At 66.5% G+C, this 23,919-nt stretch carries 18 protein-coding genes and 1 tRNA gene; 8 read left to right on the top strand and 11 right to left on the bottom strand.

Annotation, left to right across the window (positions count from 1 at the left end; translation table 11 throughout):
- The first annotated feature begins 92 nt into the window (after positions 1 to 92).
- Together ACLD0W_RS10345 and ACLD0W_RS10340 are read left to right on the top strand one after the other, a co-directional pair.
- Positions 93 to 1,559 carry a DUF3336 domain-containing protein gene (locus ACLD0W_RS10345; RefSeq protein ID WP_410307399.1) on the top strand — a complete coding sequence of 489 codons (1,467 nt, stop codon included), beginning with the start codon at positions 93 to 95 and terminating at the stop codon, positions 1,557 to 1,559.
- Positions 1,560 to 1,719: 160 nt separating this feature from the next.
- Positions 1,720 to 2,358: a peroxiredoxin gene (locus ACLD0W_RS10340; RefSeq protein ID WP_410307398.1), complete on the top strand. Its 639-nt coding sequence runs from the start codon at positions 1,720 to 1,722 to the stop codon at positions 2,356 to 2,358.
- 51 nt (positions 2,359 to 2,409) lie between these two features.
- On the opposite strand, the gene ACLD0W_RS10335 is transcribed toward ACLD0W_RS10340, so the two are convergent.
- Complete coding sequence (locus ACLD0W_RS10335) at positions 2,410 to 3,429, bottom strand: isopenicillin N synthase family dioxygenase (RefSeq protein ID WP_410307397.1); 1,020 nt, start codon at positions 3,427 to 3,429, stop codon at positions 2,410 to 2,412.
- 236 nt (positions 3,430 to 3,665) lie between these two features.
- Positions 3,666 to 3,739 (bottom strand) — tRNA-Gly (locus tag ACLD0W_RS10330).
- A gap of 30 nt (positions 3,740 to 3,769) precedes the next feature.
- Between ACLD0W_RS10330 and ACLD0W_RS10325 the strand changes: the two genes are divergently transcribed.
- From ACLD0W_RS10325 to ACLD0W_RS10315, 3 genes are all read left to right on the top strand, one after another.
- The gene (locus ACLD0W_RS10325; protein ID WP_410307396.1) at positions 3,770 to 4,333 is read left to right on the top strand and encodes a type II toxin-antitoxin system RelE/ParE family toxin; all 564 of its coding nucleotides are present in this window, start codon (positions 3,770 to 3,772) and stop codon (positions 4,331 to 4,333) included.
- The gene (locus ACLD0W_RS10320) at positions 4,330 to 4,632 is read left to right on the top strand and encodes an addiction module antidote protein (RefSeq protein ID WP_410307395.1); all 303 of its coding nucleotides are present in this window, start codon (positions 4,330 to 4,332) and stop codon (positions 4,630 to 4,632) included. Before ACLD0W_RS10325 ends, ACLD0W_RS10320 begins: the two co-directional genes overlap by 4 nt.
- A 139-nt stretch (positions 4,633 to 4,771) precedes the next feature.
- Positions 4,772 to 5,644 carry a DNA ligase gene (locus tag ACLD0W_RS10315; protein WP_410307394.1) on the top strand — a complete coding sequence of 291 codons (873 nt, stop codon included), beginning with the start codon at positions 4,772 to 4,774 and terminating at the stop codon, positions 5,642 to 5,644.
- On the opposite strand, the gene ACLD0W_RS10310 is transcribed toward ACLD0W_RS10315, so the two are convergent.
- Positions 5,641 to 6,609, bottom strand: coding sequence for a methyltransferase (locus ACLD0W_RS10310; protein ID WP_410307393.1), 969 nt, complete (start codon positions 6,607 to 6,609; stop codon positions 5,641 to 5,643). The two genes, ACLD0W_RS10315 and ACLD0W_RS10310, sit on opposite strands and share 4 nt — an antisense overlap.
- Positions 6,610 to 6,765: 156 nt before the next feature.
- Between ACLD0W_RS10310 and ACLD0W_RS10305 the strand changes: the two genes are divergently transcribed.
- On the top strand, positions 6,766 to 8,697 hold the full coding sequence (locus tag ACLD0W_RS10305; RefSeq protein WP_410307392.1) for a transglycosylase SLT domain-containing protein: 1,932 nt from the start codon (positions 6,766 to 6,768) through the stop codon (positions 8,695 to 8,697).
- Positions 8,698 to 8,749: 52 nt separating this feature from the next.
- Here the strand turns inward: ACLD0W_RS10305 and ACLD0W_RS10300 are convergent, their stop codons facing one another.
- The 5 genes from ACLD0W_RS10300 to ACLD0W_RS10280 all read right to left on the bottom strand — a co-directional run bounded on the left by ACLD0W_RS10300 (position 8,750) and on the right by ACLD0W_RS10280 (position 20,066).
- Entirely contained in the window at positions 8,750 to 9,394 is a 645-nt protein-coding gene (locus tag ACLD0W_RS10300) for a hypothetical protein (protein ID WP_410307391.1), read from the bottom strand.
- 67 nt (positions 9,395 to 9,461) lie between these two features.
- Positions 9,462 to 9,782: a hypothetical protein gene (locus ACLD0W_RS10295; RefSeq protein WP_410307390.1), complete on the bottom strand. Its 321-nt coding sequence runs from the start codon at positions 9,780 to 9,782 to the stop codon at positions 9,462 to 9,464.
- Entirely contained in the window at positions 9,775 to 17,040 is a 7,266-nt protein-coding gene (locus tag ACLD0W_RS10290; RefSeq protein ID WP_410307389.1) for a DUF637 domain-containing protein, read from the bottom strand. The genes ACLD0W_RS10295 and ACLD0W_RS10290 overlap by 8 nt, the downstream gene beginning before the upstream one ends.
- A gap of 25 nt (positions 17,041 to 17,065) precedes the next feature.
- Positions 17,066 to 18,649 (bottom strand): ShlB/FhaC/HecB family hemolysin secretion/activation protein, encoded by a 1,584-nt coding sequence (locus ACLD0W_RS10285; RefSeq protein ID WP_410307388.1) that lies wholly within the window; start codon positions 18,647 to 18,649, stop codon positions 17,066 to 17,068.
- 271 nt (positions 18,650 to 18,920) lie between these two features.
- Positions 18,921 to 20,066: an ATP-NAD kinase family protein gene (locus tag ACLD0W_RS10280; protein WP_410307387.1), complete on the bottom strand. Its 1,146-nt coding sequence runs from the start codon at positions 20,064 to 20,066 to the stop codon at positions 18,921 to 18,923.
- A 60-nt stretch (positions 20,067 to 20,126) separates the two neighbouring features.
- Between ACLD0W_RS10280 and ACLD0W_RS10275 the strand changes: the two genes are divergently transcribed.
- Positions 20,127 to 20,297 carry a PA1571 family protein gene (locus ACLD0W_RS10275; protein WP_410307386.1) on the top strand — a complete coding sequence of 57 codons (171 nt, stop codon included), beginning with the start codon at positions 20,127 to 20,129 and terminating at the stop codon, positions 20,295 to 20,297.
- Here ACLD0W_RS10275 and ACLD0W_RS10270 read toward each other — a convergent pair.
- The 3 genes from ACLD0W_RS10270 to ACLD0W_RS10260 form a co-directional block, all read right to left on the bottom strand.
- Positions 20,272 to 21,387 carry a 4-phosphoerythronate dehydrogenase gene (locus tag ACLD0W_RS10270; protein WP_410307385.1) on the bottom strand — a complete coding sequence of 372 codons (1,116 nt, stop codon included), beginning with the start codon at positions 21,385 to 21,387 and terminating at the stop codon, positions 20,272 to 20,274. The genes ACLD0W_RS10275 and ACLD0W_RS10270 overlap by 26 nt on opposite strands.
- Positions 21,388 to 21,401: 14 nt before the next feature.
- Positions 21,402 to 22,304 (bottom strand): fructosamine kinase family protein, encoded by a 903-nt coding sequence (locus ACLD0W_RS10265; RefSeq protein WP_410307384.1) that lies wholly within the window; start codon positions 22,302 to 22,304, stop codon positions 21,402 to 21,404.
- 70 nt (positions 22,305 to 22,374) lie between these two features.
- The gene (locus ACLD0W_RS10260; RefSeq protein ID WP_410307383.1) at positions 22,375 to 23,304 is read right to left on the bottom strand and encodes a helix-turn-helix domain-containing protein; all 930 of its coding nucleotides are present in this window, start codon (positions 23,302 to 23,304) and stop codon (positions 22,375 to 22,377) included.
- 176 nt (positions 23,305 to 23,480) lie between these two features.
- On the opposite strand from ACLD0W_RS10260, the gene ACLD0W_RS10255 reads away from it, so the two are divergent.
- A complete protein-coding gene (locus tag ACLD0W_RS10255) occupies positions 23,481 to 23,912 on the top strand; it encodes an SRPBCC family protein (RefSeq protein ID WP_204429555.1) in 432 nt (143 codons plus the stop codon).
- Positions 23,913 to 23,919 lie beyond the last annotated feature (7 nt).

Raw genomic sequence — 23,919 nt, 5'->3', positions numbered from 1 at the left:
TATTGTTGCCGGGAGGCGCGCCGCTACACTCGTGAAACGATTATCTCGCGAACGACAATAAGCCCGACAAGACGATAAGACGGGAGCACCGCATGAAACGCTCGCTCAAACAGCTTGAGCGCGCCATCGAGCACGCCAGCAATTACCAGGAATGGTTGGAAGCCAGCCGCGAACACGATCGCCTCTCCGGGGCCGACGACTGGAAGGAGATCGACCGCTCCCCCCATTACGACTATGAATTGATCCGCAACCGGCTCTGGCAGATCCGTCAGGCCCGCGAGCGCGGCGACGTGAACAAACTGGTGTTTCACCTGCACGAGGGCCTGCACGGCAACCTCGGCAATATTTCCAACCCGGCCCTCTACGGCCACACCCGGGTGGGCACCAAACGGCTGATCGAGCGCTATCTGGATGAGGTGTGCACGGCGCTGGAGTACCTGTGCGACGGGGATTTCGAAAACTTCGGCCTGAAGCGCAAGCTGGATTTCTTCGAGACCACCGGCGCCGCCTTCGGACAGAGCTGCCTGATGCTGTCCGGCGGCGCCGCCCTGGGGCTGTTTCATGTGGGCGTGGTCAAGACCCTGTGGGAACAGGGCCTGCTGCCCTCGGTGATCTCCGGCTCCAGCGCCGGCAGCATCGTCGCCTCGGTGGTGGGCAGCCACAACGACACCGAACTGGCCGCCAAGCTGGAACCGGAAAACCTCTACCTGGAAGCGTTCCGGGCGATCGGCTGGAAAGGGCTGCTGCGCGGCACGCCGGTGCTGGACGGCGACCACCTGGAGGCCTGCCTGGAGGAAAACATCCAGGATCTGACCTTCGAGGAGGCGTACCGCAAGACCGGCCGCGAGATCAACATCACCGTCAGCCCCTACGACCGCAATCAGCAGAGCCGGCTGCTCAACTGGCGCACCTCGCCGAACGTGTTGATCCGCAAGGCCGCCCTGGCCAGCTGCGCGATCCCCGGCATTTACCCGCCGGTGACCCTGTGGGCGAAGAACATCGAGGGCGAGCGGGTGCCGTACATTCCCGGCCGCAAGTTCGTGGACGGCTCGATCCAGGACGACCTGCCGATCCGCCGGCTGTCACGGCTGTTCGGCGTCAACCATTCCATCGTCAGCCAGACCAACCCCCATGTGGTGCCGTTCCTGCCACGCAGCGAACGCACCGATTCCAGTTTCAGCACGCTCAGCGACTGGGCCATCCGTAATGTGTCCATGAACCTGCACTACGGTCTGGAACTGGTGCGCCGGCGGGTGCAATCCAACGACCTGGGCCTGATCGTGGACAAGGCCCAGACCGTGGTCCGGCAGCGCTATATCGGCGACATCAACCTGATTCCGCCGCGCCAGCCGCTGAATGCCCTGCGGGTACTCAGCAACCCCTCGGTGAAGGACGTGCGCGCCTTTATCCGCGCCGGCGAACGTACCACCTGGCCGAAAATCTGGATGATCGGCAACACCACCCGCATCAGCCGCACCTTCCGCGCCTGCCGGGAACGGCTGGATCGCCTGGAGGCACGCACCCTCAACCGGTTGCAGCAGCGTATCGCCGTGGTCTGACCGGGAAGGTGTTGCCGAGGAAGCTAACGCTATTTGCTTAGCGCGTTTCCTTCTTTCGTCGCCCCTTTAAAGCCGGCGCACAAGTCTCTATGTTTGATGGACCAGCGACGGGGCGCCCGCGGGCGCCCCGCCTGATCCATCAGAACCAGGAGACCACACCATGGCACTGCAGCTCGGCGATATCGCCCCGGATTTCAAACAGGATTCCACCGACGGCCCGATTTCCTTCCACGACTGGGCCGGCGACAGCTGGGTGGTGCTGTTTTCGCACCCGAAGGATTTCACCCCGGTGTGCACCACCGAACTGGGTGAAGTGGCGCGCCTCAAGCCGGAATTCGACAAGCGCAACGTGAAGGCCATTGGCCTGTCCGTGGACCCGCTTGAAGACCACAACGCCTGGTGCGGCGACATCGAGGAAACTCAGGGCAGCGCTCTGAACTTCCCGCTGCTGGCCGACGCCGACCGCAGCGTGGCCAATCTTTACGGCATGATCCACCCGAACGCCAACGACACCCTGACGGTGCGCAGCGTGTTCGTGATCGATCCGAACAAGAAGATCCGTCTGACCATCACCTACCCGGCCAGCACCGGCCGTAACTTCGACGAGATCCTGCGGGTGATCGACAGCTTGCAGCTCACCGACGGCTACAAGGTGGCCACCCCGGTGAACTGGACCGACGGCGACGACGTGATCATCGTGCCCTCCCTCAACAACGAGGAAGCCGGCAAGCTGTTCCCGGAAGGCTGGGACGAGAAAAAACCCTACCTGCGCATGGTCAAACAGCCCAAGCGCGGCTGAACCTTTTCCCTCTGAAGCGGCCCGGCGGTTCCGCCGGGCCACCCTCCCCCGCTACGCCTCCGTTGCCGCCGCCGGGGCGGTATTCTGCGTGGTCACGAACATGGATCGCAGGTGCTCGCCGGAAGTGGTCGCCGGGTAACGGGGCGGCTCGCCCGCCCGGGCGCAATTGGGCAGGCACTCGATGCGCGCGTCGTAGTTCGGATTGTGGAAGAACACGATGGACAGCCGACGCGCCGCGCCGCCCGCCCCGGCCGGCGGATTGACCACCCGGTGCAGGGTGGAGACCCAGCGGTCGTTGCTCCAGCGTTCCATCAGGTCGCCGATATTGATGATGAAGGTGCCCGGCACGATGGGCACGTCCACCCACTCCCCTTCCGCGTTGCACACCTGTAGCCCGCCGGGTTTGTCCTCGGTGCAGAGGATGGTCAGGCTGCCGTAGTCCGAATGGGCGCCGGCGCGGATCTGGCCAGGCTTGGGCGCCTGCGCCTGGGCCGGGTAGTTGCGCAGGCGCAGGCGGCTGATGTGCCGGTCGATCTTGTCGTCGAAATAGTTCTCGTCCAGGTCCAGCGCCAGCGCGAAAATCCGCATGATGGTGGCCGCCAGATCGCCCATGGCCCGGTAGTACTCGGTCCACACCGGCCGCAGCGCCGCCGGCCGCTCCGGCCAGATATTGGGCGCGAAATGCTGGCCGGCGGCGGGCGCCGTGGCATAGGCCTCGTCCGGCCGGTCCACCGGCCCGATCATCAGGCTCTCGTTCAGATCGCCCTGGGTGGCGGTGGCGTCCCGGGAACGGGCCACCGACTCGTCCTCCAGGCCGGTGTAGCCCCGGGACACATCCACCCCGGGCCGCGCCACCCGCCGCTTCTCCGCCTCCGGCAGATCGAAGAACTCCCGCGACACCGCCCGGGTCCGCTCGATCAGAGCCGGGTCCACGCCGTGGCCGTCGATGATCAGAAAACCGATGTCGGTGCAGGCCCGATCCACCTCCCGGGCCACCGCCCGTCGGTCGTCCGCGTCGCCGGACCGGAACCGGGCGATATCGATCACCGGCACTTCAAGCAGCTTGCTCATGGCATCCTCCAATGTGCCGGGACACTGACCAGCCCGGCTTTCGATAACAGGCTTTCCATAACAAGAAACTGCAAGCAACGTGCCATTTTTTGTCGGCAAAAAATCGGGGAATCGGCGGCAATTAAGAGAGGACGCTGCGCCAAGTCAGCGCAAGTCGGGTCGTGGGAAAGGAACGGATGCACTGGAAAAGACCCGCTCCAAACCGAAAAGGGCCGCTTGCGCGACCCTTTTTGGTTTGGAGCGGGTGAAGGGAATCGAACCCTCGTATGCAGCTTGGGAAGCTGCCGTTCTACCATTGAACTACACCCGCGAAGGGGGGCTATTACACCGGGAATGGGGCGTGCTGTCCAGCACCGCGCCGTCGCGTGACGCTGTACGCTTTTTCCTGACCCGCAAAGCGGCGATGTCCTACAGCACGCTCATCCTTCCGGCGATACCCGCCGAGCGCTTACCCGGCAAGACTCGAAGAAGCGCGCGGTGGTGGCCGACGACCAGGCATCAGGTCCGGTCCCGCCCGGCTTACTCCTTCTGGACAATCTTTTTCTGGATAATCTGTCGCTTTCAGGCTACTTTCATGTTCCACCTGACTCATTATCTGACGGTCGATGGCCATGATCCTTTCCAGCACTGGCTGGAGGCGTTGAAACGCAAGGATCGTCGGGCCGCCATGCGGGTGCTGACCCGGCTCAACCGGCTGGCGCTGGGCAACGCCGGCGACAGCAAAGCCGTGGGCGGTGGGGTCATGGAGCTGCGGGTGGACCATGGCCCCGGCTATCGGGTGTATTACGCCCGGGTGGGCGAGGCGCTGGTGCTGTTGCTGACCGGTGGTGATAAAAAGCGGCAGCAGTCGGATATCGAACAAGCCAGGGCAAGGTTGACGGACTACCGGAAGAGGCACCGATGAAACGACACGACGATGCGGTGGTGGCCATGCTTCGCGATGACCCGGCCATGGCGCTGGATTATCTGCGAACCGCCTTCGATGAACTGGATAAACCGGACGGTGAGGCGGCCTTTCTGATGGCGCTGCGTCACGTGGTGGAAGCCCAGGGCGGCATGGCGGTGATCGCGGGCCGGGCCAGGCTGTCCCGCGAGAGCCTCTACCGGGCACTCTCACCGAAAGGAAACCCCACCCTGAAAACCATGACCGCCGTGGTCAAAGCCACCGGGCTGCGTTTTCAGGATCTGACCCGGGCCGGTTAAACGCCGGCCCCGCCCCCTGTACGCTTTTTCCTAACCCGCAAAGCGGCGATTTCCTACAGCACGCTCATCCTTCCGGCGATACCCGCCGGGCCCGTACCGGGCAAGACTGTCTGTTCATGTTCTGAACAGGGAGCCAAGGATGATATCCCGACCGATTCTCTTCTTCGTGGTCACCATGGTGGTGGTGTTCTTCGCGGTGGCGGCCACGGTGGGCCATGGCCGCAGCCAGCCGGCGCTGATGCTCGCCAATGTCTACCAGGACCACGTCGACCCGGCGGACTACTGGGTCAGCGAAAAGCTGGACGGCGTGCGCGCCTACTGGGACGGCCGGCGGCTGATCAGCCGCCAGGGCCACGTGATCGCCACCCCGCCGGGCTTCACCGACGGCTTTCCGGACGTGCCCATGGACGGTGAGCTGTGGCAGGGGCGCGGCACCTTCAGCCGGTTGATGGGCGCGCTGCAACGGGCCCGGCCCAGGCCCGAGCAGTGGCAGCACATCCATTACATGGTGTTCGACCTGCCCGACGCCGGAGGGCCGTTCGACCAGCGCCTGGCGGCCCTCCGCGAGCTGCTCGACGGACTCGACGCGCCCCACCTGAAGCGGGTGCCCCAGCGGCGCGTGGCGAACCGCGAACAGTTAATGGACTATCTGGATCAGGTGGTGGCCATCGGTGGCGAGGGCTTGATGCTGCATCGCGGCTCGGCGCCGTACCGGGGCTACCGGTCCGACGATCTGCTCAAGCTCAAGCCTTACCAGGACGAGGACGGCCGGGTGGTGGCGCATCTGCCCGGCGAAGGGCGCCTGGAAGGTCTGATGGGCGCCCTGTTGGTGGAAACCCCCAGCGGGCGGCATTTTCGCCTGGGCACCGGTTTCAGTGACGCGCAGCGTGCCCAGCCTCCGCCCATCGGCAGCGTCGTCACCTACCAGTTCCACGGCCACACCAAGAACGGCCTGCCCCGCTTCGCCAGCTACCTGCGCACCCGCAGAGAAGGACCGGGCTATGTGCGCTAGGTGCGCACCGCCCGGTAGACCCGGAAGCGGCTGGTCTCGCTCACCACCTGGACGTGCTTGAAGGCTTCGTCCAACCACTGCACGTAGGGCAGCTCCCGGTTGGCCACCATCCACAGGGTGCCGTTGTCGCCAAGATGCTCCGGAGCCTCGCGGATCAGCCGCCGGGTAATGGCCATGGTGCGGTCGCGGCCATCGTGGAACGGCGGGTTGGTGACGATGGTCTCGAAGCGGGCGCCGATGCTTTCGTACAGATCGCCGCCCACCACTTTACCCTGCAGATGGTTGCGCTCCAGGGTGGCGGTGGCGGCGGCCACGGCGGTGGCGCTCACGTCGGTGGCGGTCACCTGGCAGCCGCTGTGCGCCAGCCGCGCACTCAGGGCGCCGCCGCCGCAGCCCATGTCCAGCACCTTGCCCCGGGGCAGCCCCTCCGCCAGGGCGTCCAGCAGCAGCGCGCTGCCCTCGTCCAGCCGGCCATGGCTGAATACGCCGGGGTAACTGACCACCTGCAGATCGTCCAGGGTGATCAGCGACGCCACCTGCTCCAGGCTCAGCGTGTCCCCGGGCCGCAGACGGGCGCTGTACAGCTTGCAGTGGCGGGCGCTGTCCAGCAGCGCGACCTCGTCGGCGAACCGGGACAGGCGGGTCACCCCGCCCCGGATGCCGCCCTTGGCGGGGCCCACCAGCCACAGCTCCAAGGGCGCCTGGATCTGGCCCGCCAGGGCGCGCAGCAACAGCTCGAGACGCTCGGCGGCCTTGGGCAGCGGCAGGATCACCAGATCCACATCGTCCGGCAGGGTCGGCAGCGGCGCCCACTGGTGCGCGCCCACCGTGTAATCGTCGGCGTGCAGGTAGAGCTGCCCGGCCGGCAGATCGGCCAGCGCCGGGTCGTTGGCCTCCGTCACCAGGACCCGGCGGTCGGCCAGGCTCTCTTGCTGGCGCCAAAGCAGTTGCGTGCTGTTTTCCATAAAGGTCTCTAACGCGATCAAGCCGGGCAGTATAGATGAACCCGTCGGCGATACCCATTTCCAGGCCGTGGCGGCGAAGTTTTACATAAAGACCACGCGGAACACCCCGCCCCCTGGCTAGAATGGGGCGGTTAGATGCAGTCGTGGAGGCAAAGGATGGTCCGTTCCGCAGTTCTGGCACTGGTGATGCTCGCCAGCGTCTGTTCGTTTCCGGCGCTGGCCGCCGACACCCCTTTTCAAGAGGCGCTGCATGCCGCCCGCAACGATGACTGGGAAGGGCTGAGCCGGGCACAGGCCCGCCTGGGCGACGATCACCCCCTGCAGGCCTATCTGGACTTTCACCGCCTGCGCGCCGCCCTGCCGGATCTCAACCCGGACCGGGTCGCCGACTACGCGCGGCGCTACCCGGATTCCCCGTTGCCCAACGACATCCGCCAGCTGGCCCTGGTGGCCTACGCCCGCGATAACCGCTGGGACGCGGCCCGCGCCGTCTACGACGAGCCGCCCCGTTCCCTGGAACTGAACTGCCTGTACTGGCGCGCCCAATGGCAGGCCGGCAACGAACAGGCGCTGAGCCGGGCCCGGGAACTGTGGCTGTCCGGCAACTCGCGCCCCTCCGCCTGTGACGCCATCTTCAATGCCGCCCGCGAGCGGGGCGTGATCGGCCAGGCGGAAATCTGGCAGCGCATGGAGCTGGCGTTCTACGAGCGCGGCCCGGGCCTGATGCGCTACCTGCGCCCGATGCTCGACGACCAGCCCTACGGCACCGCCGCCGACTGGCTGCTGGACCTGTACGGCGACCCGCAGCAGCTCACCGGGATTCCGAAGAGCCTGCCCGACGACCAGCGGCAGGTGCTGCTGGCCGCTGGCTTCCGCCGTCTCGCCTACACCGACACCGTCAAAGCCCGGGAATGGTTCGAGGACGATCTGGGCGATCTGGGCTTTACCGACGCCGCCCTGATCGAGCGGTCCGGCCAGCGCATCGCCTGGTACTCCACCATCCGCGGCATCGAGGACAACCGCGACTGGCTGGACGGCTGGCTGCGCGACCACGGCGGCGACAGCCTGGTGGATCAACGCGCGCGGCGCGCGGTGATCGAGCAGGAGTGGGACGAACTGCCGGACTGGATCGCCCTGCTGCCGGAGGCGGAACGCAAGGACAGCCGCTGGCTGTACTGGGCCGGTCGCGCCGCCGAGGAAAACGGCGACGACCAGCGCGCCCGCAGCCTGTGGCAGCAGGCCGCCGCGCAACGCAACTTCTACGGGTTCCTGGCCGCCGACCGCATCGGCGAGCCCTATCGCTTCAGCAACGCCGTGCCCACCGGCGACCAGACCCTGCCCGACCTGCCCGCCCTGGCCCGCATCCAGCTGCTGCGCGAGCAGGACGAACCGGGCCTGGCCTGGAGCGAGTGGAACTGGCTGATGTGGCACAGCAACGAGACCCGCCAGCGCCAGCTCGCCCAATACGCCCTGGACGCCGGCTGGTACGACCTGACCGTGCAGGCCTCGATCCAGGCCCGCGCCTGGGACGTACTTGCCTGGCGCTTCCCGGCGGCCCACCAGCAACGCTTCCAGGAAGCCGGCCGCCGCCACCGTCTTGACCCCTGGCTGGCCATGGCCATCGCCCGCCGGGAAAGCGCCTTCTACCCCAACGCCCGCTCGCCGGTGGGTGCCATGGGCCTGATGCAGCTGATGCCCGGCACCGCCGCCAAGGTGGCGCGCGAAGCGGGCCAGGGCGTCCCCGCCGAACGGCAGGTCCTCGACCCGGCCACCAACATCGAACTGGGCACCCGCTACCTGGGCGACCTGCTCGACCGCTTCAACGGCAACCGCCTGCTCGCCCTGGCCGCCTACAACGCCGGCCCCGGCCGCATCGCCCAATGGCTGGCCGAGGAAGATGAGGCCGTGCCGGTGGACGTCTGGATCGAATCCATCCCGTTCCGCGAAACCCGCGACTACGTCCAGGCGGTGCTCACCTACCGGGTGCTCTTCGAGGGCCTCCACGGCAACCCGGGAAACCGCACCGCCATGCTGCTCCTGCCGGCGGAAAGCGGCACGCCCTACTCCCTGGCGATGATCGAGGACTAGAACGCAAAAGGCCCCGCAAAGCGGGGCCTTTCGATAACGGGTACGACAGCCTTTACCCGTCAGTATCCGCAACGGCGGCAAGCTGACCGCCAATTTGTGCCGCGCACTGCCGTGCCACGAAAGCCAGAGTGCGGGTCAGGATGGCGTCCCGATTCTCCGCGAAGTCTTTATAACCCGCGGTCCACTCGGAACCTTTTTCGGGCCGCACGCTGCAACTGCCCGTTCCCAAAACGGTATCCGTGTCCGCGTCGATAAATTGTGCTTTGGCGCGATAGGTGATCGAGTACGTTCCCCAGGCCGACTTGTAATAAATCAACTGCCAAACGCGGGTCTGCACATCCACCAGCACGTCGGGCTGTCCACCGGCCTCCACCATACCCGGGCCTTCCGACATCACCTCGGCGCCGAGCGCCTCCGCCAGCTGATCGGCCAACTCACTGGATACGCGGACGGCGGGATCGTCAACGCCATTCTCCTCAACGATTCTCTTACCTGCCGAGGCCATCGCCATCCCTCCCAGAAAACCGAACTGCGCCTTGGTGGGAGTGATGGCCGACAAAGCGGGCATCGGCCGTTCGGTGGTAGCCACTACGCGGGCACCGCTCTCTGTCAAATCAGCCAGATCCAAATTCACCGGCTTAACCGATGCGCAACCGGACACCCCCAATGTCACGGCAAACACAAAAGCAATACGCATAACACTTCCCTTCCTTTCCGTTTAAAATTAAAGCTCCATTTAAAAAACACCCTGGCAGGGCAGAGCCCTACCCCCCGTCTTTATCGAGCTTTTTTCTCAGCGATCTTTCCGACAAAACGGCTATCCAATAAGGAACAAGAGACACCAAAACCAAAAAACCAAAAAGTTCTAAAGAGCTTGTCTTTTCTCCATCCCTATAGGAAACCAACTCCCCCTCCATAAACAGGGGAAAAAAATTGTATACATGAATAGCAATAGCGATACTGACATAAATACAGGCACGGTCGGAGAGGAAAACCCTGTATTTCCTTAGAAAGTAAAATATCAAAAGGCCCACGACGAAGAAAATCGCAAGAAGGATCTTAAAGGCCAGCACTTGATCAGTCATTGCCCACCTTTTTTGTATAAAAATAGAGAGCACCTTTCACGGTCGCACCAACCTCCTGACCAGCTTTAATGGGAGTAAAAAAAGGACTAACTGGAATTCCATCTGGCACATAGGCAGGAGGCCCCGGCGTCCAACCAACAACGCCATCGATGAATCCGGCCACACTACCCCCCGCGACATAATATTCTGTTAATGCGCCACCACCATAAACCATATCGGTTATAATAATATTAGACTTCAATGCCGCTGCCGCAAGACCTTCCTCTGCGGCAGCCGTATTTACAATCAGCCTGGCACCTAGCGCACGAGAACCCGTTGCAGCGGTTTGAGCCCCAACCCCACTCCAAAAAGGCACTTGCACAGTAGCAGCACTACCGATACTGGCGGCGACAGGTGTCAATAGAGCTCCACCAAAGACCGTCGCTCCTTGCGAGAACATCGCATCAGCGGCGTTTAGCCGCGCTTGACCGAGGGCATCAAGGTACTCCCCTGCCCCAATATCAGATCCCATGTTCGTCAGAATCGGCGCTGGATAGCCAAACAATTCCTCTCCATAGGCGCCGTCCTCGATATTGTGAAGATGCGTCGCGTTAACGTAGCTGTTGTCATACTGCTCCGCCGTCGCTTCGAAAGGCGCCGTCACCTCACCATCGTCATGGGATATGGCTCCGGAATGCCCTGCCAGGCCCGAAAGAAAATCACCGGCGGCCTGTTGATCGTAACCACTCAGAATCGCCAAGTCGCGCTGCCCGCCATCTTCCGCATAGGCGCTATCGACCTGACTCTGAGCTTGATAAAGCAGCTCCTTCAAAGCCTGCTCGTCCGATATTCCTCTTTCTACTGCATATTCCTTGTAATGATCCGCAATGAGCTTCAGTTCCGCTTTGTGCAGTTGGCGGTTGTAGGTGTCCGCCTGCTTGGCGACCCAGGCGCCGGCTTCCACGTCACCGCCCGCCAGCGCGGCGCCGCCCAAGCCCGCCAGTTGTGCCGCCGCGGTGCGTGCCGCGTTTCCGTTGGAGAGAGTATCCAGGGAACCGGAAAGGAACTGGTTGGCGCCGGCGCCGGCGGCGCCGCTGGCGAAGTCGCCCTGAGTGAGCCCGGTAACGGCGCCTCCAGTCAGGGCATGGAGTCCGGTGCGGCCCAAACCTCCCTCCACAAACAAGTCAAAGCCAAGGGCATCTCCACCCGTCCCGGCACCTTCCGCGAGCCGGTCAGCCAGGGAGCCCACCTGATTGAAGGCCAACGCCGAAAGCACGTTATTGCCCTGGCTTTCCAGGTTCCCGATCAAATGGTCCTGGAAGCTGCCGCCCTGGATGGCGGCGGTGGCACCGGCGTTGATCAGGCCTTGTCCGGCGCTGTGCGCCGCGAAGCCCAGGGCTCCCTGGGCGGTGCCCAGGTCGAAGCCCCGTGTGATGGAGTTGATCGAGTCGCTTTGGATGCCGGCGGCTTTGCCGAAGTTCATGTTGTCGAAGGCCGGGTCCAAAAGGCCGGAGGTGAGCCCGGCGGTGAGGCCGCCCACTGCCAAACCGCGCAGGGTGTCTCCGCTGCCCAGGGTGTCCAGGGTGGCACCCAGATCACCGCCGTTGTTGATGGTGCTGGTCGTGGCGGTACTGGCGGCGCCGACCAGCATGGCGGTGGCGGCGGCATTGCCCCAACCGGCGGCCACGCCGGTACTGGCGGCCGCCATGGCGGTGCCGGACCCGGCGGTGGCACCGGCCATGCCGCCTACCGCAGCGCTGGCCGCGCCAGCGGTCGCGGCCGCGACCACGATGGTCACCGCCAGGGCGGCGGCGGGGCCCATGCCCTGGCTGCTGTATTCCCAGCTGTCGTGGAGTTCGCGGACCTGGCGCCAGTCCACGTCACCGCGTTGGTAGGCGTCCTTCATCCAGGCCAGGTCCGGGTTTTCGGCGGCCATGCCGTCGATCATTTGCTCGACGGTTTGCTGGTCCACTTGCTTGACGTCGATGTGGAGGCCTTCGGCGGCGTCGATGGCCAGGTTGCCGGCGGCGACGATTTCGGTTTGGCGCAGGGTTTCGTCGGTGAAACCGTGGCCTTCCATCTTCTGCCAGGCCAGGTCGCCCTGGCTTTTTTCGTGGCTTTCCTGGACCAGGTCCTTCACCGATTCGAAGGTGATGTGTCCGCCGCTTTTCAGGGTGGTGTCACCGCTGCTTTCCAGGCGGGCGGCCTGGTAGAGCTGGTCGCCGTCGCTGGTCAGAGTGAGGTCGCCGCCGGCGGTGGCGGTGCTGGTGACGTGGTCGATGCGGGTCACTTCGTCCCGGCGCATGCTGTGGGCGCCGTAGTCGCCGTCCTTTTCGCTTTTTGCCAGATGGTATTCGCTGTCGCGGGTGGCGAGGAAGGCGATGCCGCCGCCCGCCGCCAGGTGCATATCCTGGCCGCTGGCCAGGTCGCTGCCGGCCACCAGCAGGTCTCTGCCGGCGTCGACGGTGAGCGAGCCACCGGCGCCGACGGCGGCTTTGCGCTGGCGGACGGTGTCGTGGGTGTATTGCTTTTCTTCCTGGCGGGTTTGCCGGTGGTAGTTTTCGTAGTCCCGGTCGGCGGCGGACTGGATGATCACGTCGCCACCGGCGGCGAGGGCGGCGTTGCCGCCGGCGCTGACGTCGGAAGCGGTGATGCCGATGTTGCGGCCGGCGGTAATCAGCAGGTCGCCAGTGGCGTCCACCTGGCTGGCGACTTGTTCAGTGGTGCGGGTCTGGTAACGGCCGCCGTTGGCTTGCCCGTCGAAGCCCCGTTCCAGCGTCTGGCTTTCGATGCGTACGTCACCGCCCGCATTGAGCCCCACGGTATCACCCTGCACGCGGCTGCCGATGACGGCGATGTCGCCGCCCGCGTCCAGCGACACGATGTCGGCGGCCTGGATCAGACCGGCGTCGCCGTGCCGGGTACGGCCGTGGGTGCCGTGGTCCCATTCGGTGACCACTTGCTCGGTCCAGGACTCATTGATGATGTCGCCCTGGCTGCGAATCGACACCAGGCCGGCGCGGACGGTGCCGCTTTGGTTCTTAACATCGCCGCGGGAATCGATGGCCAGGCCGGTGCCCGCTTGCAGGGTGCCTTCCAGGTTAACCACGCCCTTGTTGCCGGCCTGGATGTTCAGGCCGTTGGCGGCGGCGATGATGCCGCTGTTGCCGAGACCGCCGGCCCGCACATTGACGGTGTCGCCGGCGATCACCGCGCCCTCGGCGGTTAGCCGGCTGCTGCCCGGGGCCAGATAAAGCACCGGTACCAGCACCGCGTGACCGTCCACCTGCCGCTCCTCCATCCACACCATGTCCTGGCGGAGACCGTCAATCTGCTCCGGGGTGAGGGCCACGCCCACAGCCAGTTCCAAGCGCTCCGCTTCAAGCAGCGCATTGTCCATCAACCGTTGAAACTGCTGTTGGTCGGAATCCACATCGCCGTCCAGAAAGCGGCGGCCGGTGGCGGCCAGCACGGCGTCACGAATCAGCCGAGTCTCGTAGTAGCTGTCGCCCAGGCGCCGGGAAGTCCGGTCCGGGTCCAGCGCCAGGCGATCAAGCAGATAGCCGGAGCCCAGAAAACCATCCAGAGTGGCGAACAGCGGGTTGGTCTCAATCAGGTAGGGGTGATCCGCGTCGTCCACCACGGTGTAGAGGCTGCTGCGGTGGTCGAGAATGTCGCGCAGGCCCGCGTTGACGGTATCGATGACACGGCTGTCTTCGCTCAGGTCCCAGGCCACCGGCGCGGGACCGTCACCGCCGGCACCGCCATCACCGGGCTCGCCGGATCCGCCGTCGCCATAGTCACCGTCGTCGAACACCACCTCCTGATCGTGGCGCTCCTCGGTGTAGTTGCCCGCTTCCTCCTGGAAATCCAGCGTCAGGTCGCCGCCAGCGCTGATCACGCTGGCCACCTGCTCGCCCAGACCGACGCTGATGTCGCGCACGTCGATGGCGACCATGCCGGCACCCGGCGCCGGCGCGTCCTTGGCGTTGTGCCATTCACGACGGCCGGTGTAGAGGCTGCCGTGCCGCTTCAGTTCCAGCGCCTTGTTGATCAGGCGGTCCCCTTCCAGGTGGATATTGCCCGCCGCGGCGAGCGTGCTGTAGGCGTTGTTCAGGGTATCCGCGACCACCGTCAGGTCGCCGCCGGAGGAGAGCACGGATTGCACCGCCTCGGAGCCGGGCGCGATGACGTCGTCGTAGAGTTCGTCGCCAAAGCGGAAGTAAGAGATGCTGCCGTTGTCACAGGAGACGCCGTCACTCCAATCGGCCCGCCGGGTGCCGCAGGTGAAATTACGCAGGTACAGGCCGCCACCGTCCTCGCTCTCCAGCTTGGCGCGGGTATGCGCCAGAAAACGCTGATATTTCAGGGGCGCGCGCTCCTTGAGCAGCTGGGTGACGCGGGCCACCACATAGAAGCTCTCCGCCAGCGGGTTATCGGTGGCGTCATCCGCTTCGCTGGGGCCGTGATAGAAGGTTGCCGGCTGGGTACCGATCATGGTGTCCTCGCGCGTGCCGCGCAGGGTCTCCTGGATAAACAACACATCCGCCTCGCTCAGCAGGCCGCCGATCTGGCCGTTGATGTAATCCGTGTATTGCTCGACCCAGTAATCCACCCAGGCCTGGCGGGCGCCGCCGTTGCTGGCGAAGCGCACCAGCGCCGAGGAAAGATCCGGATCGTGGATAAAGACCCAGTCGTCCTCGCTGAGCGCCACGTCGTCCTTGGAGAGGCCCACCAGCATCATTTCCAGTGCCGCCAGGCCGCTGAGCGGTTCGCTCTTGCCCAGGATCACCTCGCGGCTGTTATCCAGATAGCGGGTGAAAATCGACAGATCTCCGCCATTGGCGGTGATGGTGCCGGAGTGGTTATTGACGCGACCCGTCTTCGCCAGCGCCTCGTCCGCCGCGATCAACAGATCGCCGTTGGCGACGATATCGGCGCGGTCGTTGTCGAGGGTATCGATCACTCGCAGCGTCATGGCACCACCACTGCCGATCAGCGCGCCGTTCCGATTAAGCAGCCGCTCGCCTTCGATCAACACCTGGCCGGCGGCGCCCAGCGTACCCTGCCGGGCACCGGCGTCGGCGGCGCGCTCGTTGAGCAGTTCCCGCACCCGCAGCGCCAGGTCCCCCCGCGCCATGATCAGCCCCTGGTTGGTAAGCCGGTCCACGCCCTCGGCGACCACATGCCCCACGGCGGTGACCGCGCCGCCATCCCGGTTGTGAACCCGCTGCGCCGCCATCCGCAGATCGCCGTCGCTGCGCAGCACACCGGCGTTGTCCAGCACGGCCACCTGCTCGGACACGGACAGCAGGCCGCCGGCCTCAAGGGTACCGTGGTTGGTGATTTCACCGTGCCCGAGCAGCAGCCGCTCGACCACGCTGACCAGGCCCCCGTTGACCAGCTCGGCACCGCTCAAGGCGGCATCGCCGCCGGCGATCAGCCGCCCTGTTTGCTGGAACAGGCCAGCGCTTCGCGCACTCAGGTCCGCATTGGTGAGCAGGTCCCCGGTGTTGATCAGGGCGTCACCGGCATCCACCGCCAGCGCCCCTTCCGCCTGCAGGGAGCCCCGGTTTTCCAGCCTGCCGTCGGTGCCCACCGTTAGGTCGCCGACGGCGAGCAGGTTTCCGTCATTGTCCAGGCTTCCGGCGGTCACGGTCACGTCGCTCAGCCCCTGCAGGTCGCCGGTGTTGTTAAGGTTGTCGTCCACCGCCACCGTCAGTGACTGCTCGGCCACCACGGTGCCCCGGTTATCCAGGGTGCCGGTTTCGATCTCCACGCTCCCGGCGCCACTGATCAAGGCGCGGTTTTCCAGGCTGTCCGCTTTTACCCGCACCTCGCCGGCGGATTGCATCCGCCCGTCCAGGTGGCTGACCGAGGAAGCCTCCACATCGAGCCGCTCGCCGCCATGCATCAGGCCGCGCTGGGTGACATCGTCGGCGCGAACACGCAGTGTCCCGTCGGCGACGGTTTCGCTGCGCGCGGTGCTCTCCAGTCCGCTGGCGTCGATGCGCAGTTCACCGCCGGCGGTGGCGGCGCCGTCCTGGCGCACGGTGCCGGCGGTGATGCGCAGATCCCCATTGGCCGCCAGCGTGCCCTCGTTATCCAGGTGGCCGGTTTCAACCCGGGCCTCCCCACCGGCGACGATTGCGCCCCGGTTATCGAGCCGGTCGGTGGCACGGATAGAGAGCGTATTGCCGGCCAGCTCACCGGCGTTGTCGATGCTGTCCGCATGGACCGTCAATCGGTCCACGCCCAACCATCCCGCCCCGGCGTCCAGCCGCACCGAGTCCAGCGCCATCTCCACCACCTCGGCGGATGTGGTTCCGGCCACGGCCCGCCAGGCGTCGGCCTGCACGTCGATCCGATCCCCCGCCACCAGATGGCCGTTGGCGGTCACATCGGCGGCGGCCAACTGCACCGAGTCCGAGGCACTCAAGGCGCTGAAACTGAGGCGACCATTGGCACTCAGCGTCAGATCGCCGTTCTGCGCCGCCACCGGGGCGTCCAGACGCACGCCCACGCCCTTCTCGTTGCCGACCAGACGGATACGGTTGGCGTACATGCCGCCCAGGGCGGCGGCATCAATGGCGAAGGCGGGTATCTCGCCGTCCAGGCTCTCCTCCGACAGCCCTTCCGTGGCCAGCGTTCGCGGGTCCACCCGCTGGCGGCCGGCGATCACATTAAGCTGGTCGGCGTTGATGGCGCCGGCCAGCGACACCGACCGGGCAATCAGGTCGAAGCGATCCACATTGCCGGTATTGGCGCCGTCCGCGCCGATGTGAATACGCCCTCCTTGCACATCAAAGGCCCGCAGGGCGCCGTCCGCATCCATCAGGGCGCGGCCGGTGGTCAGGGTGGCGTGGTCGGTATTGATGAAGCCGCAGCCATTACAGGTGATGCCGTTGGGGTTGGCGATCACCACGTCGGCGCGGGCGCCGCCCACTTCCAGGTAGCCGTTCAGCGCGGAAGGATTGGCGCCGATCACTTCGTTGAGGATCAGGCGGGCCGACCCGTTTTTGAGATTGGGATTGCCTTCGATGTAGCCGGCCAGTTCGGTCTGACTGAGTCCCCTCCCGTTATTCAGGATCATGCCTTGCCGGCCGACGTTGAGGTCCTGGTAGAAGTTGTGCGAGACGCCGGCGCCATTGGGGTTGCGAATGTTGACCACCGGCACGCCGTTGGCGGCCTTGTCCACACCGCCGGCGGTGGGCGTCACGCCGTCGGCGGCGGCCAGCAGCGGCTGCCAGAGCAGCAGTAGCGAGAGCGCGTACGCCAACGCCGGCCGTGCCCTTCCGTGGGCGTCAGAACTGAACGTACAGACTTGCCAGGGCTGTGTATTCATGGTCCGTCATCTCCGTTGAATGTTGCTGCAAAGGCCAGCTCACCTGCGTGGTCAGTTGCAGGTCGCGATAGCCCACCGCCAGACCGGCGGTGGTCGAGGACAACCGGGCGAACTCCGTCTCGGGGCGATCGCCGGGCACCACGCCCAGATCCCAGGCGACAAAAGGCTTCAGGCTCACCGGGCCGGTGAGCGGCGGATACAGGTCGAACTGCACGGTGCCGGCGGCGGCGGAATTGCCGCTCACGGACAGGCTGTCGTAGCCACGGACCGCGGCGGCGGAAGCCAGGGACAGGCGCTCGGAGGGAAACAGGGCGTCGCGGCTGTACTGTCCGTTGAGGCGGACTTGCAAGGCCCCGTACCAGTCCGGGAAAAAGCGGCTGGCCGACAGAAACAGCTGGTAACGGCTATGAATCGGGTCGGCCACCTGCGCCCCCACGGGCAGGTCGGTGGCCGGGCCGGCGGCCCAGGCGCGTTCCGCGGTGAGGCTGCCGGCCAGTTGCACCTCCCCCACCCGGGACTTGCCGCTCAAGCGTAATCCGCCGGTGCGCAACCGGTAGCTGCTCACCTGGATGGTGGTGTCCTCGATGCGGTTGCCCACCCGGGTGTAGGCGCCCAGCAGCGTCAGCGACAACCGCGTACGCTGCGAGCGATGCAGCACCCGGGTCAGTTCCAGGCGGGAAATCTCGGTGATGCCGGAAGAATCGAAGCGCTGGAAAATGCCGGCCACGTCGCTTTGATAGGCCTGCCGGCTGTAACCTCCGGCCAGGTTCCAGTAGCCCAGGCTGACGTCGTAATCGAGGCTGGCGCCCCAGGCCCGGTCGGAGAACTCCCGGTCCAGGTCACTGTTCAGCCCCAGGGACAGCCGGTCGGCAAGACCGAAGGGACTGCCCCAGTCCAGGGACAGCTGCCCGGTACCGTGGGTGATGTCGCCGTAGTGCTTCTCGTTGACCACCAGGCTGCCCTGCCAGGCACGGGGCCAGTCAGCGCGGCCGAGCACCACGGTATCGCCCTGCTCCGTGCCCGGCGCCAGATCCATTTCCGCGTCCAGGTGAGGCAGCCGGGCCAGGTTCTCCACGCCTTGCTCCAGGGCGCGCAGGTTGAGCAGATCCCCCGGCGACAACGGCACGGCCCGCCGCAGCAGGGCGTCACTGATCCCCTCACCGCGCAGGGCTTCAACGCGGCCGGGCACCACCAGCAGAGTGAGCCCGCCATCGTCGATGTCCTGCTCCGGCAGCAACACCCGACTGGTAATGAACCCGCGCTCGATCAGGCGGTTGGTCAGCAGCGATTGCAGTCCGCGAATGTCCGTAAGGCTGAGACAGCGGCCTTGCCATTTCAGCAGAACCGCGGCCAGCCAGGCGCCGAACGGCGGCGCGTCGCCGTCTGGCGTGGTCAGGGTGAAATGATCGATCGGGAAGCAGTGATCCGATGCGGCGCCCTCGGGGCGCGGCGCGGGTATCGCCGGTCGCTCGCCGGGCACGCGCATTTCCTCGAGGCGCTGTTCCTGGCGTAACTGTTCCTGCTGTTGCAGACGGTCGTACATGCGTTGCTGTGGATCGGGCTGCGCCGCAGCGGTCCCGACGGCGGCCAGAGCGGTCGCGCACAGCACGGAAATGAAGAGCTTGATGGTTCCTTCCCCCGAGCCTGGTTCCTTGGCAATGTCCGCCCTCCGGCCCCCACCGGTTTACACAGGGTCAGACTTTATTCCGAAGCTCAGTATAGGAAGCGCGCCCCATCGATCCAGAGGAAGAGCAAGAAAATGCGTATTGAAGGATGTTTTTTTGAACTCATTCACACAGGCGCGGCGAGCCGGATCACTCCGATGCGTCCGTGGCCACCCGGTACAGCAAGGTGTCCTCGTAGCCGCTGGTGATTGGCCACAGCCCGCACAGCTGGCGATCCAGGTCCGGGTCGCCGGTGTCCACCACCAGGGGGCGGCCGTCCAGGGTGGCGAGTTTGGTGCGGCTGGCCAGGATCTGGATGTTGGCCTTGCCGAGGCGGCGGATCACCGCCGGGCTGAACTGCTGGTTGCCGCGGCCGAACAGGTGGCCCTGGCCGCCGATCACGGTGAGCAGGGCGCGGGCCGGGGCGTCATCGCCGATGATCTCGAGGATCTGTTCGGCGCCCACGTCGGCGGCCACCAGCTGTTGGTTGCGCACGATGTCCACGCCCAGCAGGGTGTTGGGCAGGTCCAGTTGTTCCATCACGGTGGCCACGGTGGAGCCGGAGCCCACCAGGTAATACGTGTCCGCTTCCAGGTGGTCGATCACCGAGGCGGCGATTTCGGTGACCACCAGATCCTCCACTTCGCGGCCACCGCATTTCACCTGCTGCAGGTAGCGGCCTTCGGCGGGCACCTGGAGTTCGCCGTAGTGGCGGGCGCGCACCTCGCCGCGGCGGAAGGCGTCCTCATCGATGTCGCGGACTTCCGCCTGATGCAGCGCCACCAGGCCGCCCTGGACCAGATCCGCCAGCAGCCGACCGGCGGCCTCCGGGTTGATGGCATAGACCGCCGAGTGCATTTTGCAGCCGGCGGGCACGCCCAGCACCGGGATCGCTTCGCCCACCGCGTCCACCAGGTCGCGGGCGGTGCCGTCGCCGCCGGCGAACAGCAGCAGCTGGGCGCCGGCGTCCAGCAATGCGCGGGCCGCCTGGCGGCTGTGTTCCGCGTCGCTGGGCGACGGGGAGGTGCCGAGCACCTCCGCCGGCAGGCCGGCGGCCCGGCAGCTGTGCTCGCCCATATCGCCGCCCCAGGTGAGCACGCGCAGGTGGCCGGCCTGATCGGCCACCGCCTCCAGGGCGCGGGTCATGCGCGCCACCGCCATCGGTTCAGCGCCCCGGCGCAGGGCCTCTTCCCGGGTGTCGGTGCCGTCACTGCCCTTGAGACCGACGGCCCCGCCGAGGCCGGCGAACGGGTTGACCAGCACACCGAGAATCAGCGGTTCAGGCGGGTTTGTCATAAAACGATCACACCTTTTTTGAACAATGGCCGCGTCAGGGAACACAGCGGAGAAATCGCCATGCACCGTCTCAACTATTCACAGGGTTCCAGCCGCCGGGAGTTCAACGGCGCCGCCGTGGTCGACGAACAGGGCCGCGAAATCCCCATCACCGACGCCATGATCCTGCGAGCCTGCAAAGAGCTGGAGCAAGCCTGGCACTATCCTACGCCGGCGCGAAAAGCCGGCTGACCAGCGGCTTGAACGGCGCCGCCACCTCGCCCTGGTGGCGCCAGTAGAGCAGTTCGTGACGGGGCGGATAATGCTTGCGCAGGGCGTCGAAGGCGGCGCCCGGGTCGTCGCCGGCGAGCGCCTCGCGCAGACGCCGGTCGTCCTCGTGCAGGCGGTAGGCCCGTCGCAGCAGCGCCAGCAGGTCCGCTTCATCGTGGACCGGCGCATCCAGGGTCTCGCCGCTCACTGGCGGGGTCGCGCCGGGGGCGGCTTCACCGGCCCAGCGACACCAGGCATCGTAAAGCATGGCGGTGCCACGCCATTTCCCTTCCACGCTGTAGCCCGCCACATGGGGCGAGCCCAGCCATACCCGTTCGAGCAGCGCCGGGTCCGGGCGCGGTTCGTTCTCCCACACATCCAGCAGCGTCAGCGGCCCTTGGCCGGCGGCCAGTTGCCGGGCCAGGGCCCGGTTGTCGACGACCGCGCCCCGGCAAGTGCTGATCAGAGTCTGCTCCGGCCCGAGCAGGGCCAGGCGCTCGGCGTTGAGCAGATGCCGGGTGGCGTCCTCTCCGTCCAGCGTGAGCGGCACATGCAGGGTAATCAGATCCGCGTCCAGCACCGCGTCCAGACCAGTCAGCGGCACTGGCGCGCGGGCGCCACCACGGGCCAGCGGCGGGTCGCAGCCGATCACGGTGGCGCCCAGGGCGTTCAGCCAGGTGGCCACCCGGCCGCCCACATTGCCCAGGCCGACCACGCCGACCCGGCTTTCGTGCAGGACCCGGCCCTGGCGCTGGCAGGCCAGCAGCAGGGCCTGCAGCACGTACTCGGCCACCGCCCGGGCGTTGCAGCCGGGGGCGTGGGCGAAGGCAATGCCGAGCGCGTCCAGCGCCGCCCGGTCCACGTGGTCGGTGCCGATGGTGGCGGAGCCCACGAAGCGCACCGGGGTGCCCTCCAGCAGCGCCCGGTCGACGCGGGTCACCGAGCGCACCAGCAGCACCTCGGCGTCGGCGAGGGCCTCGCGGGTCAGGGTACGGCCGTTGACGCGGGTGACGGTGCCCCGGCGCTCAAAGCTCTCCAGGGCGGGCATGTTTTCGTCGGCGACGATCTGCATTCGGGTTTCTCTCCTCAAGACCGCAACCGGTTTCGCAACAGCGCCTCGGCGGTGTCCTGGACCGCCCGGGTGTAGGACGCGCCGAACAGGTTGTGGTGGTTGAGCAGATGATACAGGTTGTAAAGCCGGCCGCGATGCTGGAATTCCGGTTCCCGGGGATTCTGGCCGTAGGCCCGGTAGAAAGCGTCCGGCACGCTGCCGAACAGGGTCAGCATGGCCAGGTCGGTCTCGGCGTGGCCGTGGTACACCGCCGGGTCGTAGACCACCGGGGTGCCATCGGCCAGGGCCGCCAGATTGCCGTGCCAGAGATCGCCGTGCAGCAACGCCGGCCGGATAGCCAGGCCGTCCAGCCATTCCGGTACGCGGGCCATCACCGCTTCCACGGCGTCGGCAATGTCCGCCGGCAGGCCCCGCTCCAGGGCCAGCCGCCGTTGCGGGGCCAGGCGCCGGTGCACGAAGAAGGTGGCCCAGTCGTCTTCCTGTCGGTTGCACTGAGGCGTGGCGCCGATCCAGTTGTCGCGGTGATGGCCGAAGCGCGCGCCGGTGACCCGGTGCATTTCTCTCAGGGCCTCACCGAACCGCGCCCACTCCCGGTGGCCCAACGCCCGCGTGTCCAACCACTCCAGAATCAGGGCGTGGCCGCCGGCCAGGGGCCCCTGGTGGACCACCTCCGGCACGCGGATGGCCGGCGCCAGCGTGCGCAGGCCGTCCGCCTCCGCCGCCAGAGCATCCTCGTCGGGCAACCACTTGAAGAAATAGCGCCGCCCGTCCCGGTCCAGGGCGCCGGTCTGGCCGGTGGCGCCGCCGGCGGACAGGCTCAGCCGGCAGCTGCCCGGCGGGCACGCCCACAGGGTGTCCAATTCCCGTTGTGCCCGGTCCCGGTCCAGAACCGTTGAGGGTCGGTCATGCTGAGTCATGGCCGCCATCATAGGCGCCGGCCCGGGCACCGGGCCAGCCCCGCTCGCCCGGCGCTTTCCGTCGGCCCGCTCAGCCGCTCAGGGCGCGGCGCCGGTATTCGCCGGGCGCGCAGCCTTTCCAGCGTTTGAAGGCGTGATAGAAGTTGGCGGTGTCGGAAAAGCCCAGGTACAGGGCCAGCGCCTGCATATCGCAACCGCTCTCCAGCAGCCGCTGGCAGGCGCAGCGCATCCGCACCTGGTCACGCAGCCGCGCGAACTGAACCCCCTCCTCCCGCAGCCGCCGCTGCAGGGTGCGCGGGGTCATGCCCAGATCCGCGGCCACCCGCTCCACGGTCAGCGCCCCCTGGCTCAGGCCCAGGCCGGCGCTCAGCCGCTCCCGCACCCGCGCCACGACGCCCCCTTCTCGCTGCCGTTGCAGCAGCAGCCGCTCGGCCCGGTACTCCAGGCGGCGCCGGTAGGCCGGCCGCGCCCCGGGCAGGGGCTGGCCGAGCAGCGCCGGTGAAAACTCGATGCCGTTGCGGGCGGCGCCGAAGCGCAGCGGGCAGTCGAAGAACCGTTCGTAGTCGCTCAGGCCGGTGGGCACCGGCCGGCGCATCATGGCCCGATGGATCGGCAGCTTGCCGCCCAGCAATGAACGGCCCACCGCCACCAGGGTGGTGACCAGCAGATCGTCCCGCGCCGGGTCGTCGGCGGTGTCCGGCCCGTCGCCGTCGTCCACGGTCAGGGCGCAATGGTGTTCGCCCCGGGTGAGCCGGAAGTCCAGATGCGGTACCAGCAAGTCCTTGTAATGGAACCAGGCCTGCAGGGCCTGCTCCAGGGTGCCCGAGGCCGCCATCAAGTGGCCGGGCAGACGCAGCCGGGTATAGTGTTGCCCACGGCCAAGCCGCAGCCCCCGGGTCGGGTCCCGCTCCGTGCCGACACCACCGTCGAGCAACCGGTCAAGCGGTTCCCGGCGTGAAAACGGATCGACCCCGGAGGCGGGCGGGTGCTTTCCCACCATGACGTTCCCTCTTTTCATTATTATTCGACGTCCCCTATGGGACGATGATGGCACCACGCCTGCATTGACCAGGTGATTCCCGGCCACCGTCGCATCGGTCAAGCCCCCCGGCACAAGCCGCTGGTGACCGGCAAACAGGATCGGTACTCTTGGAAGCCACGAAGAACGAGGACGTTATGCTGAAACGCTACTTCATCGACGAAGTGACCGGCACCCGCGCTTCCCCCCGCCAGGCGTTTTCCCTGTTCAGTCAGGTCCAGGACTGGTCCGACTGGTGTTCGGTGGTGCGCCATGCACGGCTGTTCGGCGGCCAGTGGCGGCCCGGCGCCGCCCTGCTGTTCGTCGCCGATCTGCCCCGGCTGCCGCCGGCGCCGGTGGTGGTCCGGGTGCACGAGTACCGCGAAAACGAATGCATCGCCTGGGGGCTGGATCTGCCCATGGCCCGGCTGATCCATCGCTTCACCTTCCTGGACGACGGCGCCGGCGGTTGCCGGGTGCATCAGGAAGAGTGGTCCGAGGGCCTGCTGACCCTGCTGACGCTGCCCGCCGGTCGCCTGATTCACCGCTTCGACCAGCGCTTCGCCGCCGAATTCGCGGCCATGTTCTAGCCGCTTC

This window comes from Alloalcanivorax sp. C16-1, assembly GCF_046507805.1.
Classification (GTDB): domain Bacteria; phylum Pseudomonadota; class Gammaproteobacteria; order Pseudomonadales; family Alcanivoracaceae; genus Alloalcanivorax.
Note: the sequence above shows the minus strand (reverse complement) of the source record. Positions and strands in the feature narration are given on the sequence as shown.